The following is a 15259-nucleotide window of genomic DNA, read 5'->3' on the forward strand; positions in this document are numbered from 1 at the left end:
CGCCACAGGTGTCATACGTCCATGAATTTTGTATGAGGCTCTAGATGTCCCAGGCTGAAAAAATCGTTATCGCCGATGCCCCGTTGCGTTGGCAGGATGTGGTCGCGGTCGCCCGCCACGGCGCGCAGCTTGAGCTGTCGGCCCAGGCTTGGGCGCGGATCGAGAATGCCCAGGCGATCGTCCAGTGCATCGTCGCCAGCGGCGAGCGCGCCTATGGCGTCAACACCGGCCTGGGCGCCTTGTGCAACGTCTCGCTCAAGGATGAACAACTCAGCCAGCTGTCGCGCAACACCTTGCTCAGCCATGCCTGCGGCGTCGGTGCTCCACTGTCCGACGAGCAGACTCGCGCGATCCTCTGCGCCGCGATCCACAACTACAGCCATGGCAAATCCGGCATTCACCGCCGGGTGGTCGAAGCATTGCTGGCGCTGCTCAATCGCGGCATCACTCCGCAGGTGCCGTCCCAGGGGTCGGTCGGTTATCTGACCCACATGGCCCACATCGGTATCGCGCTGCTGGGCGTCGGCAATGTCAGCTATCGCGGGCAGATCGTTTCTGCACAACAAGCCTTGGCCGAAGAAGGGCTGCAACCGGTTCAACTGGGTGCCAAAGATGGTTTGTGCCTGGTCAACGGCACACCGTGCATGACCGGCCTCAGCTGCCTGGCCCTGGCCGATGCAACGAACCTGGTGCAGTGGGCCGATGTGATCGGCGCCATGAGCTTCGAAGCCCAGCGTGGTCAGATTGCCGCGTTCGATGCCGAGATCATTGCGCTCAAACCGCATCCGGGCATGCAACAGGTGGGTATCAATCTGCGGGCGTTGCTCGACGGCAGTGAAGTGATCGCCAACAGCAAAGGCATTCGCACTCAGGATGCGCTGAGCATCCGCTCGATTCCGCAAGTGCACGGCGCTGCCCGCGATCAGCTGGAACACGCCAGAAAACAGATCGAAACCGAGCTCAACTCCGCGACCGACAACCCGTTGCTGCTGGGCACGCCCGACAATTTCCGCGTCATGTCCCAGGCCAATCCGCACGGCCAATCAGTTGCTTTGGCGGCTGACTTGCTCGCCATTGCCATGGCCGAAATCGGCTCTATCGCCGAGCGTCGCCTGGACCGCTTGGTCAACCCGCACGTCAGCGGTTTGCCGGCCTTTCTGGTGGCCAACCCGGGCGTGAACTCCGGGATGATGATCGTGCAATACGTCGCCGCGTCGCTGTGTGCGGAAAACCGCCAGTTGGCGCAGCCGGCGGTGCTCGATAACTACGTCACTTCGGGCTTGCAGGAAGACCACCTGAGCATGGGCACCAACGCCGCGCTGAAGCTGCATCGCGCGTTGGAAAACTGCACGCAGATCCTCGCCATCGAGTACCTGTTGGCGGCTCAGGCTTTTGAATTCCTGAAAGAACAACGCTTCGGCGCCGGCACCGATGCCGCGTGGCGCCTGCTGCGCGAACGTATTCCGGCCTACGACCAGGACCGCTGGCTGGCGCCGGACATCGCCAGCGCCGCTGCTGTTTTGAAAGACCCGATTTTGCTGCACAAGGCTGTACCGAACCTCAACTGATTTCCACAACCACCAGCGTGCCAAGGCGCGGCCCCTCCAAAAGGCGGGAAGCGACGGACAACGGATATCTCCGGAGCGTCTGGTTAGTTAATAAAAATGCTCTCAAAAGGAGAATGAATGTGACTGCGCTTAATTTGATTCCCGGCCAACTGAGCCTTGCCCAACTGCGTGATGTGTATCAGCAACCGGTCAAAATCACTCTCGACGAAAGCGCTTCGGCGCAAATCGAAGCCAGCGTTGCCTGCGTGGAACAGATCCTCGCCGAGAACCGCACCGCGTATGGCATCAACACCGGTTTCGGCCTGCTGGCCTCGACCCGCATCGCCAGCGAAGACCTGGAAAACCTCCAGCGCTCGCTGGTGCTGTCCCATGCCGCCGGTGTCGGCGAGCCGATCAGCGACGCCCTGGTGCGGCTGGTCATGGTACTCAAGGTCAACAGCTTGAGCCGTGGTTTCTCCGGTATTCGTCGTCAGGTGATCGACGCACTGATCGCGTTGATCAATGCCGAGGTTTACCCGCATATTCCTCTGAAAGGTTCGGTCGGTGCATCCGGCGATTTGGCGCCGTTGGCGCACATGTCGCTGGTACTGCTGGGTGAAGGCAAGGCGCGCTACAAAGGCGAATGGCTGCCCGCCACCGAAGCGCTGAAAGTCGCCGGTCTGACACCGCTGACCCTGGCAGCGAAAGAAGGCCTGGCGCTGCTCAACGGCACTCAGGTGTCCACCGCCTACGCCCTGCGTGGCCTGTTCGAAGGCGAAGATCTGTTCGCCGGCGCACTGGCCCTTGGCGGCCTGACGGTCGAAGCGGTACTGGGCTCGCGCTCGCCATTCGACGCACGTATTCATGCCGCTCGCGGCCAGAAAGGCCAGATCGACGCCGCTGCCGCTTACCGCGATCTGCTGGGTGAGCGCAGTGAAGTGTCCGACTCGCACCAGAACTGCGAAAAGGTCCAGGATCCGTACTCCCTGCGCTGCCAGCCGCAAGTCATGGGCGCCTGCCTGACCCAGTTCCGTCAGGCCGCCGAAGTGCTTGCCATCGAAGCCAACGCCGTATCGGACAACCCATTGGTGTTCGCCGCTGAAGGCGACGTGATCTCCGGCGGTAACTTCCATGCCGAGCCGGTGGCCATGGCTGCCGACAACATGGCCCTGGCCATCGCCGAAATCGGCTCCCTGAGTGAGCGCCGCATCTCGCTGATGATGGACAAGCACATGTCGCAACTGCCGCCGTTCCTGGTGGCCAATGGCGGCGTGAACTCCGGCTTCATGATCGCTCAAGTAACGGCTGCGGCACTGGCCAGCGAGAACAAGGCGCTGTCCCATCCGCATTCGGTGGACAGCCTGCCGACTTCCGCCAACCAGGAAGACCACGTGTCCATGGCGCCGGCTGCCGGCAAGCGTCTGTGGGAAATGGCCGAGAACACTCGCGGGATTCTCGCGGTGGAATGGTTGGCGGCGGCCCAGGGGCTGGATCTGCGCGACGGTCTGAAAACCTCGCCAAAACTGGAAAAAGCCCGTGCGATCCTGCGTGCTGAAGTGCCGTTCTATGAGAAGGACCGCTTCTTTGCGCCGGACATCAATGCGGCCAGTGAGTTGTTGGCGACGCGTTGCCTGAATGGCCTGGTGACGGCGAAGTTGTTGCCTAGCCTGTAATAGCTCCTTCCCTGATGATCGTTCCCACGCGGAGCGTGGGAACGATCATTTAGCGTCGAATAAGAATAATTAAGGACGAGAGATGCAACAGCCAGCAAAAGGTTTGAAACGCGGGCTCTCTGCCCGACATATTCGCTTCATGGCACTGGGGTCGGCGATCGGCACCGGGCTGTTTTACGGTTCTGCCTCGGCCATTCAAATGGCCGGCCCCGCGGTCCTGCTCGCTTACCTGATCGGTGGCGCGGCGGTGTTCATGGTCATGCGCGCCCTTGGCGAAATGGCGGTGCATAACCCGGTGGCCGGTTCTTTCGGCCAGTACGCCAGCACCTATCTGGGGCCAATGGCGGGCTTTATCCTCGGTTGGACCTACGCATTTGAAATGGTCATCGTCGGTATGGCCGACGTGACCGCATTCGGCATTTACATGGGTTTCTGGTTTCCGGAAGTTTCCCGCTGGATCTGGGTGCTGGGCATCGTTTCGGTGGTCGGCGGCTTGAACCTGTGCAACGTCAAAGTCTTCGGCGAAATGGAGTTCTGGTTGTCACTGCTCAAGGTCGCGGCCATCGTCGCGATGATCCTTGGCGGTTTCGGCATCATGCTGTTCGGCATCAGCAATGCGCCCGGTGCCCAGGCGACCGATATCAGCAACCTCTGGACCCAGGGCGGCTTCATGCCCAATGGCGTGGGCGGCTTGATCGCCTCGTTTGCGGTGGTGATGTTTGCCTTTGGCGGTATTGAAATCATCGGCGTTACCGCCGGTGAAGCCAAAGACCCGCAGCATGTGCTGCCTCGCGCGATCAATGCCGTACCGTTGCGAATCCTGCTGTTCTACGTGCTGACGATGCTGGTGCTGATGTCGATCTTCCCGTGGCAGCAGATCGGCAGCCAAGGCAGTCCGTTCGTGCAGATTTTCGACAACCTTGGGATCAGCTCGGCGGCGACCATCCTCAACATCGTGGTGATCTCGGCGGCGGTGTCGGCCATCAACAGTGACATCTTCGGCGCGGGCCGCATGATGTATGGCCTGGCTCAGCAAGGGCACGCACCGAAAGGCTTCGCTCGCTTGTCGCGCAATGGCGTGCCGTGGCTGACGGTGATGGTGATGAGCTGCGCGCTGCTGCTGGGTGTGTTGCTGAACTACCTGATCCCGGAAAACGTGTTTCTGCTGATCGCCTCCATCGCGACCTTTGCCACGGTGTGGGTCTGGCTGATGATTCTGTTCACCCAGGTGGCCATGCGTCGCTCCATGAGTGCCGAGCAGGTCGCACAATTGAAATTCCCGGTGCCGTTCTGGCCCTATGCGCCGATGGCGGCGATTGCCTTCATGCTGTTCATCTTCGGCGTGCTGGGCTATTTCCCGGATACCCAGGCGGCGTTGATCGTCGGCGTGGTCTGGATTGTGTTGCTGGTGCTGGCCTACCTGACGTGGGTCAAACCGGCGGCAGGCAAGGCGGTACCGGTGGAACAGGAACCCATTTTTTCTCATCGATAACCTAACGGAGGCCAAGGATGAAAACGCTCTGGCAACACTGCCACGTCGCAACCATGGCGCAAGGCGTCTACTCGATCATCGAGGATGCGGCCATCGTGACGTCCGGTGCGCACATTGAGTGGATCGGCCCACGCGCCGAACTGCCGGCCGGCGAGTACCCGGCGGTCAATGACTTGAGCGGGGCCTGGGTCACCCCGGGCCTGATCGACTGCCACACCCATACGGTATTCGGCGGCAACCGCAGCGGCGAATTCGAGCAGCGCCTGCAAGGCGTCAGCTACGCGGAAATCGCCGCTGCCGGCGGCGGCATTGCCAGCACCGTGCGCGCCACCCGCGCCGCCAGTGAAGACGAACTGTTCGCCAGCGCCGCCAAGCGTCTGAAAAGCCTGATGCGTGATGGCGTGACCACCGTCGAAATGAAATCCGGCTACGGCCTGGACCTGGCCAGCGAACGCAAGATCCTGCGGGTGATCCGTCGTCTCGGCGCCGAGCTACCCGTTAGCGTGCGCAGCACGTGCCTGGCGGCCCACGCCTTGCCGCCGGAATACACCGACCGCGCCGACGCCTACATCGATCACATCTGCAGCGAAATGCTCCCGGCCCTGGCGGCCGAAGGGCTGGTGGATGCGGTAGACGCTTTCTGTGAATACCTGGCGTTTTCGCCAGCGCAGGTCGAGCGGGTGTTCGTCGCCGCGCAGAACCTCGGCTTACCGGTGAAGCTGCACGCCGAGCAATTGTCATCGCTGCACGGTTCGAGCCTGGCGGCGCGTTACCACGCATTGTCCGCCGATCATCTGGAATTCATGACCGAAGACGACGCCATCGCCATGGCCAAGTCCGGCACCGTCGCGGTATTGCTGCCCGGCGCGTTTTACTTCTTGCGGGAAACCCAATTGCCGCCGATGGAAGCCCTGCGCAAACACGGGGTGAAAATCGCCATTGCCAGCGACCTTAACCCGGGCACTTCGCCGGCGTTGTCGTTGCGCTTGATGCTGAACATGGCCTGCACCTGCTTCCGCATGACTCCGGAAGAGGCGCTGGCGGGCGCGACTATTCATGCCGCCACCGCCTTGGGCATGGGCCAAACCCACGGTTCGCTGGAAGCCGGCAAGGTCGCAGACTTCGTCGCCTGGCAAATCGATCGTCCGGCCGACCTGTCGTACTGGCTGGGCGGCGACCTGGAAAAACGCGTCGTGCGTCACGGCGTTGAATCAAATTTGTAGGAGAGCGGTTGTGGATAAGGTTCTGAACTTCAAACAAGGCCGCGTGCCACTGCTGATCAGCATGCCCCACGCCGGCCTGCGCCTGACCCCGACGGTGGAAGCGGGGTTGATCCCCGACGCGAAAAGCCTGCCGGACACTGACTGGCACATTCCACGGCTTTATGAGTTCGCTGCCGAACTGGGCGCCAGCACCCTGGCGGCCGAGTACTCGCGGTTTGTCATCGACCTGAACCGGCCGTCCGACGACAAGCCTTTATATGTCGGCGCCACCACCGGTCTGTATCCGGCGACGCTGTTCGATGGCGTGCCGTTGTTCCGCGAAGGGCTGGAGCCATCGGCTGCAGAGCGGGCGACGTATCTGGAACAGATCTGGACGCCATACCACCGCACCTTGCAGGAAGAACTGGCACGGCTGAAAGCCGAGTTCGGCTACGCGCTGCTGTTCGACGCGCACTCGATTCGCTCGGTGATTCCGCACCTGTTTGACGGCAAGCTGCCGGACTTCAACCTCGGCACCTTCAATGGCGCCAGCTGCGATCCACAGTTGGCCACACAGCTGGAAGCGATCTGCGCGAAGCACACCGATTACAGCCATGTGCTGAACGGTCGCTTCAAGGGCGGTCACATCACCCGGCATTATGGCAATCCGGCCGAGAACATTCATGCCGTGCAACTGGAGTTGGGCCAGTGTACGTATATGGAAGAGTTCCAGCCGTTCCGTTATCGCCCGGATTTGGCCGAGCCGACGCAAGTGGTGCTCCGGGAATTGCTGCAAGGGCTGTTGGCGTGGGGCGAAAAGCATTACAGCGCGTAACCCTGTGGCGAACGGGCCTTTGTGGCGAGGGGGCTTGTCGGATCGCCGCACCGTCCCGCTCGGCGGCGAAGCCGTCGTAAACCCTGTTGGTCGGGCGTATCTGATGAAACTCGGTTGAATGGTTTGGGGGCAGCTTCGCAACCCAGCGGGAGCAAGCTCCCTCGCCACAGATTAGTGTTCGCCTTGGTAACGCATCAGGACAGTCGCCACCGTGCAAAACACGGTCGCCACAGGTCACTTTTGCCGACTCGGCGCTGCGTAACGTTGTGGGCACGGTGCACAAAGACACCGGGCCCACAATAATCTGCTGCCGAGCGAGCCTTCCCGATGAAACGACTGTTCAACCGCTGTCTGTTAATCCTCACCGGCACTGCTCTTCTGAGCACCAGCGTTTTCGCCAACGACCCCGCTTCCTGCAAGACCGTGCGCATGGGCGTGGTCAACTGGACCGACGTCATTGCCACCAGCGGCATGGCCGATGTGCTGCTCAATGGCCTTGGCTATGAAAGCAAGCAAACCAGCGCCGTGCAGCAAATCATCTTCGCCGGCATCCGCGACAAACGCCTCGATATCTTCCTCGGTTACTGGAAACCGGCGATGGACAAGAACATCGCCCCGTTCGTCGCTGCCAATCAAGTGAAGGTCATGGACAAACCGAGCCTGGCCGACGCCCAGGCAACGCTCGCCGTACCTGATTACGTCGCTGCCGCCGGCCTGAAAACCTTCGCTGACATCGCCAGGTTCAAGGATCAGTTGGGCGGCAAGATTTACGGCATCGAGCCAGGCAGCGGCGCCAACACCACCATCAAAACCATGATCGAGACCAACCGCTTCGGTTTGAAGGACTTCAAGCTGATCGAGTCCGGTGAGGCCGGGATGCTCGCCGCCGTGCAGCGGGCGGTCAATCGCAAGGAGTTCGTGGTGTTCGTCGGCTGGACCCCGCATCCGATGAACATCAACATGAACATCGCCTACCTGACCGGCAGCGAAGACGTCTATGGCCCGAACGAAGGCGCGGCGACCGTTTCCACCGTGACCGCGCCGGACTATGCCGAGCGTTGCCCGAACGTGAACCGTCTATTGGAAAACCTGACCTTCACCGCTGCCCAGGAAAGCCAGTTGATGGTGCCGATCATGGAGCGCAAGACGCCGCAGGATGTCGCCAAACAGTGGCTGCGTGATCATCCCGAAGACCTTCAGCGCTGGCTGGCGGGTGTCAGCAGTTTCGATGGCAAGGATGGCGTGGCAACCGTTCAGGCCAGTCTCAAAAATTGACCGCGACGCAGGTTATCAATCAAAAACTTCGAACTGACTGGCTGTCGTCCATGGCTTCTTATCCACTCTCTGAACAGATGGCGGCTTTCGTCGAGAAAACCCTCAGCTTCAACAGCACCGACAGCAGCCTCGCCGGTATGCGTCAGGCCTACAGCGAGATGTGCCGGGCGTTTACCCCGCCACATCCCGCGGGGCTTGAGGTGGTCGATCTCGAGTTGGCGGGAGTGGCGGTGCGCGCCTGGCAACCACCGGTTCCGCCGCCGACCAACGGTTGGCCCTGCATTGTGTATCTGCATGGCGGCGGTTGGGTGGTGGGGGATCTGGACTCCCACGACTTCATCTGCGCCGAACTGGCATCGGTGCTCGGTGTGTTGGTGATCGCCGTCGATTATCGGCTGGCGCCGGAGCATCCGTTTCCAGCGGCGTTCGATGACTGCCTGAGTGTCTGGCGTGCGTTGCGCACGGGGCCGTTTCAGCTCGACCCGGCGCGGACGCTGGTGGCCGGCGACAGCGCTGGCGGCAACCTTGCCGCTGCGCTGTGTCTGGCCTTGCGCGATGCCGGCGAACCGGCGCCTTGTGCGCAGGTGCTGATCTATCCGGGCCTGGGCGGTGATCACCGGTTGTCATCACGCGGCGAATGCGCCGACGCGCCATTGCTCAGCAGCAGCGATCTGGATTGTTATCACACGCTGTACCTGGGTGGTGTCCGTCAGCCAACGGCCTATGCGATGCCCTTGCTCGCCGCCGACTTCAGCGGCCTGCCGCCGGCGCTGATCGCTGTGGCGCAGTTCGATCCGCTACGCGATGACGGCGTGCTTTACGCCGGGCGACTCAACACCGCCGGCGTGAGCGCAATGCTTTATTACGGTCAGGGGCTGGTTCACGGGTGCTTGCGGGCGCGGGGGCAGGTTGCCGAGGTCGACCGACTCTATGAAACCCTGCTCGGCTATTTGGCTGACAAGACGGGCTGACAAGCGCTGACGCTGCAAGGGGCATGCTCATTGAAGTAATTCGGGTTTATGATGCCGGACGGCAGAATAATAGAAGTCCCTACAGGGATGACCTCGACCCCTTACGGAGCGCGCAATGCAGACTTTGTACCCGCAGATCAAACCCCACGCCCGGCACGATCTGGCCGTCGATAAAACCCATACGCTGTATGTCGACGAAAGCGGTTCACCGGAAGGTTTGCCGGTAGTGTTCATTCACGGCGGCCCTGGCGCCGGGTGTGATGCGCAGAGCCGCCGGTATTTCGATCCGAACCTGTATCGCATCGTCACCTTCGACCAGCGCGGTTGCGGTCGCTCCACGCCCCACGCCAGCCTTGAGAACAACACCACCTGGGATCTGGTCGCCGATCTCGAGCGGATTCGCAAGCACCTGGGCATCGACAAATGGGTGCTGTTCGGCGGTTCCTGGGGTTCGACCCTGGCCCTGGCTTACGCGCAAACCCACCCGGAGCGCGTGCACGGTCTGATTCTGCGCGGGATTTTTCTCTGCCGTCCCCAGGAAATCGAGTGGTTCTACCAGTGTGGCGCCAGTCGCCTGTTCCCCGATTACTGGCAGGACTACATCGCGCCGATTCCGCTGGACGAGCGCGACGACTTGCTCACGGCATTCCACAAACGCCTGGTCGGCAACGACCAGATCGCCCAGATGCATGCGGCCAAGGCCTGGTCCATCTGGGAAGGCCGCACCGCGACCTTGCGTCCGAACCCGCTGGTGGTCGATCGTTTCTCCGAACCCCAGCGTGCGTTGTCCATCGCCCGTATCGAATGCCACTACTTCACCAACAACGCTTTCCTTGAGCCGAATCAGCTGATCCGCGACATGGGCAAGATCGCCCATTTGCCCGGCGTCATCGTCCATGGTCGCTATGACGTGATCTGCCCGCTGGACAACGCCTGGGAACTGCATCAAGCCTGGCCGAACAGCGAACTGCAGGTGATCCGCGACGCCGGCCATGCGGCGTCCGAACCGGGGATCACCGATGCATTGGTACGCGCCGCCGATCAGATGGCCCGTCGCTTGCTCGACCTGTCGCCTGACGAAGCATGAAGGCCCTGCTGCAACGCGTGCGCGGCGCGCGAGTCGAGGTCGCGGGAGAGGTGGTTGGTGCGATAGATCAGGGGTTGCTGGTGCTGGTGGCGGTCGAACCCGACGACACGCAGGCCAGCGCCGACAAACTTCTGCATAAACTGCTTAACTATCGAGTATTCAGTGACGCCGAGGGCAAGATGAATCTGTCCTTGGCTGACGTGGACGGCGGGTTGTTGCTGGTCTCGCAGTTCACCCTGGCCGCCGATACCAAAAACGGGTTGCGTCCGAGTTTTTCGACTGCAGCCCCTCCGGCCTTGGGCGAGGCGCTGTTCGACTATCTATTGGGCAAAGCGAAACAGGTGCATGGCACTGTGGCATCAGGTAGATTCGGCGCGGATATGCAGGTGCACCTGGTCAATGATGGCCCGGTAACCTTCCTGTTACAGACGTGAAAGCGCTTGAAACATGTTTTTAAGGGCATTTCGGCTGAAAACAGAGGCTTTTCCCGATAAATACTTGCTTCCCCCTGATGCGTTGTAACGCGGCCTACTAGATAATCGCGCGCTACGGGGATCAGCGTTCGTTGGTCCATTTTGACTTAGGTAGAGACTTGTCCGCGGCCTGTTGGGGAATCATTTTGCCCCATGGGAGTCGGAACAATGCTCGCCAACTTGGCAAGAGTGGTCCGCAGGGTCGGTTTTTTCCACCGTACACCGTGCTGGCACTTTAACTGGCCGTTGGTTTTTTGATCTGTTTTCGGCGAGGGTTGCTCGTGATTGTTAGTCCCTGTAATGCACCAAAATTGTCTGCCAAACGGTTTCGAAATGCTCTGGTAGCGGGCTCTGCACTGCTCTGCCTGTTCAGCGCCGGCCAGCTTTGGGCATTCAATCTGGATGACGTATCGGTCAAGGCAAAAGAGCTGGCCGGGCAAAAATACGAAGCCCCGCGCAGTAACCTGCCGAATGAATTTCGTGAAATGAAATTCGCGGATTATCAAAAAATCCGCTTCCTCACCGAAAAAGCCGAGTGGGCTAACCAGAAAACCCCATTCAAGCTGTCGTTCTATCACCAGGGCATGCACTTCGATACGCCGGTGAAAATCAACGAAATCACGGCCAACACCGTCGAAGAGATCAAATACGACCCAAGTCGTTTCGATTTCGGCGATATGAAGTTCGATCCTAAAGCCACCGAGCAGCTGGGTTATGCCGGTTTCCGTGTGCTCTACCCGATCAACAAGGCCGACAAGCAAGACGAAATCATGACCATGCTCGGCGCGAGTTACTTCCGCGTCGTCGGCAAGGGCCACACCTATGGCTTGTCCGCTCGCGGCATGGCCATCGATACCGCCTTGCCGTCCGGCGAAGAGTTCCCGCGTTTCACCGAGTTCTGGATTCAGCAGCCGAAGCCGGGCGACAAGCACCTGGTGATCTTCGCCCTGCTGGATTCGCCGCGCGCCACTGGTGCCTATCGCCTGACCCTGCGTCCGGGCAGCGACACGGTCGTCGACGTCAAGGCCAAGATGTTCCTGCGTGACAAGGTCACCAAACTTGGCGTTGCGCCGCTGACCAGCATGTTCCTGTTCGGCGCCAACCAGCCGTCGAAAGTGCTGAACTACCGTCGCGAACTGCACGACTCCAGCGGTCTGTCGATCCATGCCGGCAACGGCGAATGGATCTGGCGCCCATTGAACAACCCGAAACACCTGGCCGTGAGCAACTTCTCGATCGAGAACCCGCGCGGTTTCGGCTTGCTGCAACGTGGCCGTGACTTCAGCCACTACGAAGACCTCGATGACCGCTACGACAAGCGCCCAAGTGCCTGGATCGAGCCGAAAGGCGATTGGGGCAAGGGCTCCGTCGATCTGGTGGAGATTCCTACCGCTGACGAAACCAACGACAATATCGTTGCTTTCTGGAGTCCGGAAAAACTGCCAGAGCCTGGCCAACCCCTGGACGTCGCCTATCGCATGCACTGGACCATCGACGAAGCCGCCCTGCATTCGGCGGACAGCGCCTGGGTTCAACAGACCCTGCGTTCCACGGGTGACGTGAAGCAGTCGAACCTGATTCGTCAGCCGGACGGCAGCGTGGCCTACCTGGTGGATTTCCAAGGTCCGTCCCTGCAAGACTTGCCAGAAGATGCTGAAGTACGCAGCCAGGTTAGCGTTGGCGACAACGCGGAACTGGTCGAGAACAATGTCCGTTACAACCCTGAAACCAAGGGCTGGCGCCTGACCCTGCGGATGAAGATCAAGGATCCGGGCAAGTCCACTGAAATGCGTGCAGCACTGGTCAAGACCATCACGCCGGCCGAGACGATCAAGACCACGGCGCCAGCGTCCAGCTCTTCCGTTGCCAAGGCCGACAAGATCGCCGCCAAGCAGCAGGAGAAGAAGGACAAGGAGGCCAAGCAAGCTGAAGCGCAAGCCCAGCAAGTCAAGGACACCAAGGACAAGGACAACAAAGACGCCAAGCAGCCTGTCGCTGCCGAAGCGGCCCCTGCCACACCGGAATCGGCACCGACTGAACAAGTCCTGACCGAGACCTGGAGCTATCAGTTGCCTGCCGATGAGTAATTCACAAGTACAGCCACAAACGCTTGCCGAGTACCTGGCGCATTTGCCGATGACCGACGAGCAGCGCGCGGAACTCGCGGGCTGCAAGTCTTTCAGTGAGTTGCACGAACGTCTGTCGTCCCAGGCGTTCGACGCGCCGACCGATGCCGCCCAGGCGTCGGTCGGGCGGCGCCTGACCCTGAACACCGCCGAAGAACTGGCGGATGCGCAAATGTTGGGACTCGACGCCAGTGGTCGGGTTTGCCTCAAGGCAGCCCCGCCGATCCGTCGGACCAAAGTCGTTCCGGAGCCATGGCGCACCAATATCCTGGTGCGTGGCTGGCGTCGGCTGACCGGTCGCACCAACCCGCCGAAGCCGCCGAAAGACGAGAACGTGTTGCCAGCAGCTCGCTGGCGCACCGTCGGTTCGATCCGTCGTTACATTCTGCTGGTGCTGATGCTCGGTCAGACGATCGTCGCCGGCTGGTACATGAAAGGCATCATGCCGTACCAGGGCTGGTCGTTCGTCGATCTGGAAGAAGTCCTGCACCAACCGCTGCTGCAAACTGCGGCCCAGGTGCTGCCTTACGTGTTGCAAACCAGCATCCTGATTCTGTTCGGGATTCTGTTCTGCTGGGTGTCGGCCGGTTTCTGGACCGCGCTGATGGGCTTCCTCGAGTTGATCACCGGTCGCGACAAGTACCGCATTTCCGGCGCCAGCGCCGGCAACGAGCCGATCGCCAAGGACGCACGCACCGCATTGGTGATGCCGATCTGCAACGAAGACGTGCCGCGGGTGTTCGCCGGTTTGCGGGCGACCTTCGAGTCGGTTGCAGCCTCGGGTAACCTGGATCGCTTCGACTTTTTCGTGCTCAGCGACAGTAACGACGCCGATATCTGCGTCGCCGAACAGCAGGCCTGGCTGGACGTCTGCCGTGAAGCCAAGGGCTTCGGCAAGATCTTCTACCGCCGCCGTCGTCGTCGCGTAAAACGTAAAAGCGGCAACCTCGACGACTTCTGCCGTCGTTGGGGCGGTGACTACAAATACATGGTCGTGCTCGACGCCGACAGCGTAATGAGTGGCGAATGCCTGAGCAGCCTGGTGCGCCTGATGGAAGCCACGCCGGACGCCGGGATCATCCAGACCGCGCCGCGTGCGTCGGGCATGGACACCCTTTATGCGCGTATGCAGCAGTTCGCCACCCGTGTGTACGGTCCACTGTTCACCGCTGGCCTGCACTTCTGGCAGTTGGGCGAATCCCACTACTGGGGCCACAACGCGATCATCCGCATGAAGCCGTTCATCGAGCACTGCGCCCTGGCGCCGTTGCCCGGTAAAGGCGCGTTCGCCGGTGCGATTCTGTCCCACGACTTCGTTGAAGCGGCGCTGATGCGCCGTGCCGGCTGGGGCGTGTGGATTGCCTATGACTTGCCGGGCAGCTACGAAGAACTGCCACCGAACCTGCTGGACGAACTCAAGCGTGACCGTCGCTGGTGCCACGGCAACCTGATGAACTTCCGGCTGTTCCTGGTCAAGGGCATGCACCCGGTACACCGTGCGGTGTTCCTGACAGGCGTGATGTCTTACTTGTCGGCGCCGTTGTGGTTCTTCTTCCTCGTGCTGTCGACAGCCCTGCTGGCGACCAACACGCTGATGGAGCCGCAGTACTTCCTGGAGCCGCGCCAGCTCTATCCGCTGTGGCCACAATGGCACCCGGACAAGGCGATCGCACTGTTCTCGACGACTATCGTGCTGCTGTTCCTACCGAAGCTGCTGAGCATCATCCTGATCTGGGCCAAAGGCGCGAAAGAGTTCGGTGGCAGGTTCAAGGTGACGCTGTCGATGCTGCTGGAAATGTTGTTCTCCATGCTGCTGGCGCCGGTGCGGATGATTTTCCACACCCGTTTCGTGCTCGCCGCGTTCCTCGGCTGGGCCGCGACCTGGAACTCGCCGCAACGTGACGACGACTCCACGCCGTGGAGCGAAGCGGTCAAGCGCCACGGTCCGCAAACCTTGCTGGGTTTCTTCTGGGCGTTGCTGGTGATCTGGCTGAACCCGAGCTTCCTCTGGTGGCTGGTGCCGATCGTCGGTTCGCTGATGCTGTCGATTCCGGTGTCGGTGATCTCCAGTCGTGTCGGCCTGGGCCTGAAGTCCCGTGACGAGAGCCTGTTCCTGATTCCTGAGGAATACAATCCGCCGCAGGCATTGCTGGCGACCGATCAGTACACCCACGAAAACCGCTGGCATGCACTGCACGACGGCTTCGTCCGGTCGGTGGTCGATCCACAGCAGAACGCGTTGGCGTGTGCGCTGGCGACGTCTCGTCACCGTCAGGCCGAGCCGATCGAATGGCTGCGCATCGAGCGGGTTCGCCATGCGATGAAGGTCGGGCCTGAAGGGCTGACCAACAACGAGCGCGTGGCCCTGCTGAGTGATCCGGTGGCACTGGGTCGCTTGCATGAGCAGGTCTGGAGCGAAGGCCATGCCGAGTGGCTGCAGGCCTGGCGCACTTCGGTGGATGCCGATCCGCATGCGCCGCTGTTGCCGCTCAAGCCGTTGAGCGTGCAGCCTCAGTTGGCATAATGAAAAACCCCGCGAAAGCGGGGTTTTTTTTGTGCTGATGATCGCTCCCGTGTT

The 15259-nt window shown here is 61.0% G+C and carries 11 protein-coding genes; all 11 read left to right on the forward strand.

Going from position 1 to position 15259, the window contains the following annotated elements; all coding sequences use genetic code 11:
• The first annotated feature begins 44 nt into the window (after positions 1–44).
• The 11 genes from hutH (AC07VO_RS04085) to mdoH all read left to right on the forward strand — a co-directional run bounded on the left by hutH (AC07VO_RS04085) (position 45) and on the right by mdoH (position 15205).
• Positions 45–1568 carry a histidine ammonia-lyase gene (gene hutH, locus AC07VO_RS04085; protein WP_086944132.1) on the forward strand — a complete coding sequence of 508 codons (1524 nt, stop codon included), beginning with the start codon at positions 45–47 and terminating at the stop codon, positions 1566–1568.
• Between the two features lie 113 nt (positions 1569–1681).
• Positions 1682–3220 (forward strand): histidine ammonia-lyase, encoded by a 1539-nt coding sequence (hutH, locus tag AC07VO_RS04090; protein WP_018929179.1) that lies wholly within the window; start codon positions 1682–1684, stop codon positions 3218–3220.
• 82 nt (positions 3221–3302) lie between these two features.
• On the forward strand, positions 3303–4712 hold the full coding sequence (locus AC07VO_RS04095) for an amino acid permease (RefSeq protein WP_018929178.1): 1410 nt from the start codon (positions 3303–3305) through the stop codon (positions 4710–4712).
• A gap of 17 nt (positions 4713–4729) precedes the next feature.
• A complete protein-coding gene (hutI, locus tag AC07VO_RS04100) occupies positions 4730–5935 on the forward strand; it encodes an imidazolonepropionase (RefSeq protein ID WP_064615901.1) in 1206 nt (401 codons plus the stop codon).
• A 10-nt stretch (positions 5936–5945) separates the two neighbouring features.
• A complete protein-coding gene (gene hutG / locus AC07VO_RS04105) occupies positions 5946–6749 on the forward strand; it encodes an N-formylglutamate deformylase (protein WP_018929176.1) in 804 nt (267 codons plus the stop codon).
• Positions 6750–7076: 327 nt separating this feature from the next.
• A complete protein-coding gene (locus AC07VO_RS04110; protein WP_028939608.1) occupies positions 7077–8024 on the forward strand; it encodes a choline ABC transporter substrate-binding protein in 948 nt (315 codons plus the stop codon).
• A gap of 50 nt (positions 8025–8074) precedes the next feature.
• A complete protein-coding gene (locus tag AC07VO_RS04115) occupies positions 8075–8995 on the forward strand; it encodes an alpha/beta hydrolase (protein WP_086944206.1) in 921 nt (306 codons plus the stop codon).
• Between the two features lie 115 nt (positions 8996–9110).
• Positions 9111–10082, forward strand: a complete 972-nt coding sequence (gene pip / locus AC07VO_RS04120) for a prolyl aminopeptidase (protein WP_018929173.1) — start codon at positions 9111–9113, stop codon at positions 10080–10082.
• Positions 10079–10516, forward strand: a complete 438-nt coding sequence (gene dtd, locus AC07VO_RS04125; RefSeq protein WP_018929172.1) for a D-aminoacyl-tRNA deacylase — start codon at positions 10079–10081, stop codon at positions 10514–10516. Before pip ends, dtd begins: the two co-directional genes overlap by 4 nt.
• Before the next feature lie 320 nt (positions 10517–10836).
• A complete protein-coding gene (locus AC07VO_RS04130; RefSeq protein WP_086944130.1) occupies positions 10837–12642 on the forward strand; it encodes a glucan biosynthesis protein G in 1806 nt (601 codons plus the stop codon).
• Positions 12635–15205 (forward strand): glucans biosynthesis glucosyltransferase MdoH, encoded by a 2571-nt coding sequence (gene mdoH / locus AC07VO_RS04135; protein WP_018929170.1) that lies wholly within the window; start codon positions 12635–12637, stop codon positions 15203–15205. Before AC07VO_RS04130 ends, mdoH begins: the two co-directional genes overlap by 8 nt.
• The last annotated feature ends 54 nt before the right edge of the window (positions 15206–15259 follow it).

This window comes from Pseudomonas sp. GW821-FHT03E01 (assembly GCF_059420765.1).

Coding starts and splice junctions, on each gene's coding strand:
- hutH (WP_086944132.1), top strand. CDS start 45: ATGTCCCAGGCTGAAAAAATCGTTATCGCCGATGCCCCGTTGCGTTGG.
- hutH (WP_018929179.1), top strand. CDS start 1,682: ATGAATGTGACTGCGCTTAATTTGATTCCCGGCCAACTGAGCCTTGCC.
- AC07VO_RS04095 (WP_018929178.1), top strand. CDS start 3,303: ATGCAACAGCCAGCAAAAGGTTTGAAACGCGGGCTCTCTGCCCGACAT.
- hutI (WP_064615901.1), top strand. CDS start 4,730: ATGAAAACGCTCTGGCAACACTGCCACGTCGCAACCATGGCGCAAGGC.
- AC07VO_RS04110 (WP_028939608.1), top strand. CDS start 7,077: ATGAAACGACTGTTCAACCGCTGTCTGTTAATCCTCACCGGCACTGCT.
- AC07VO_RS04115 (WP_086944206.1), top strand. CDS start 8,075: ATGGCTTCTTATCCACTCTCTGAACAGATGGCGGCTTTCGTCGAGAAA.
- pip (WP_018929173.1), top strand. CDS start 9,111: ATGCAGACTTTGTACCCGCAGATCAAACCCCACGCCCGGCACGATCTG.
- dtd (WP_018929172.1), top strand. CDS start 10,079: ATGAAGGCCCTGCTGCAACGCGTGCGCGGCGCGCGAGTCGAGGTCGCG.
- mdoH (WP_018929170.1), top strand. CDS start 12,635: ATGAGTAATTCACAAGTACAGCCACAAACGCTTGCCGAGTACCTGGCG.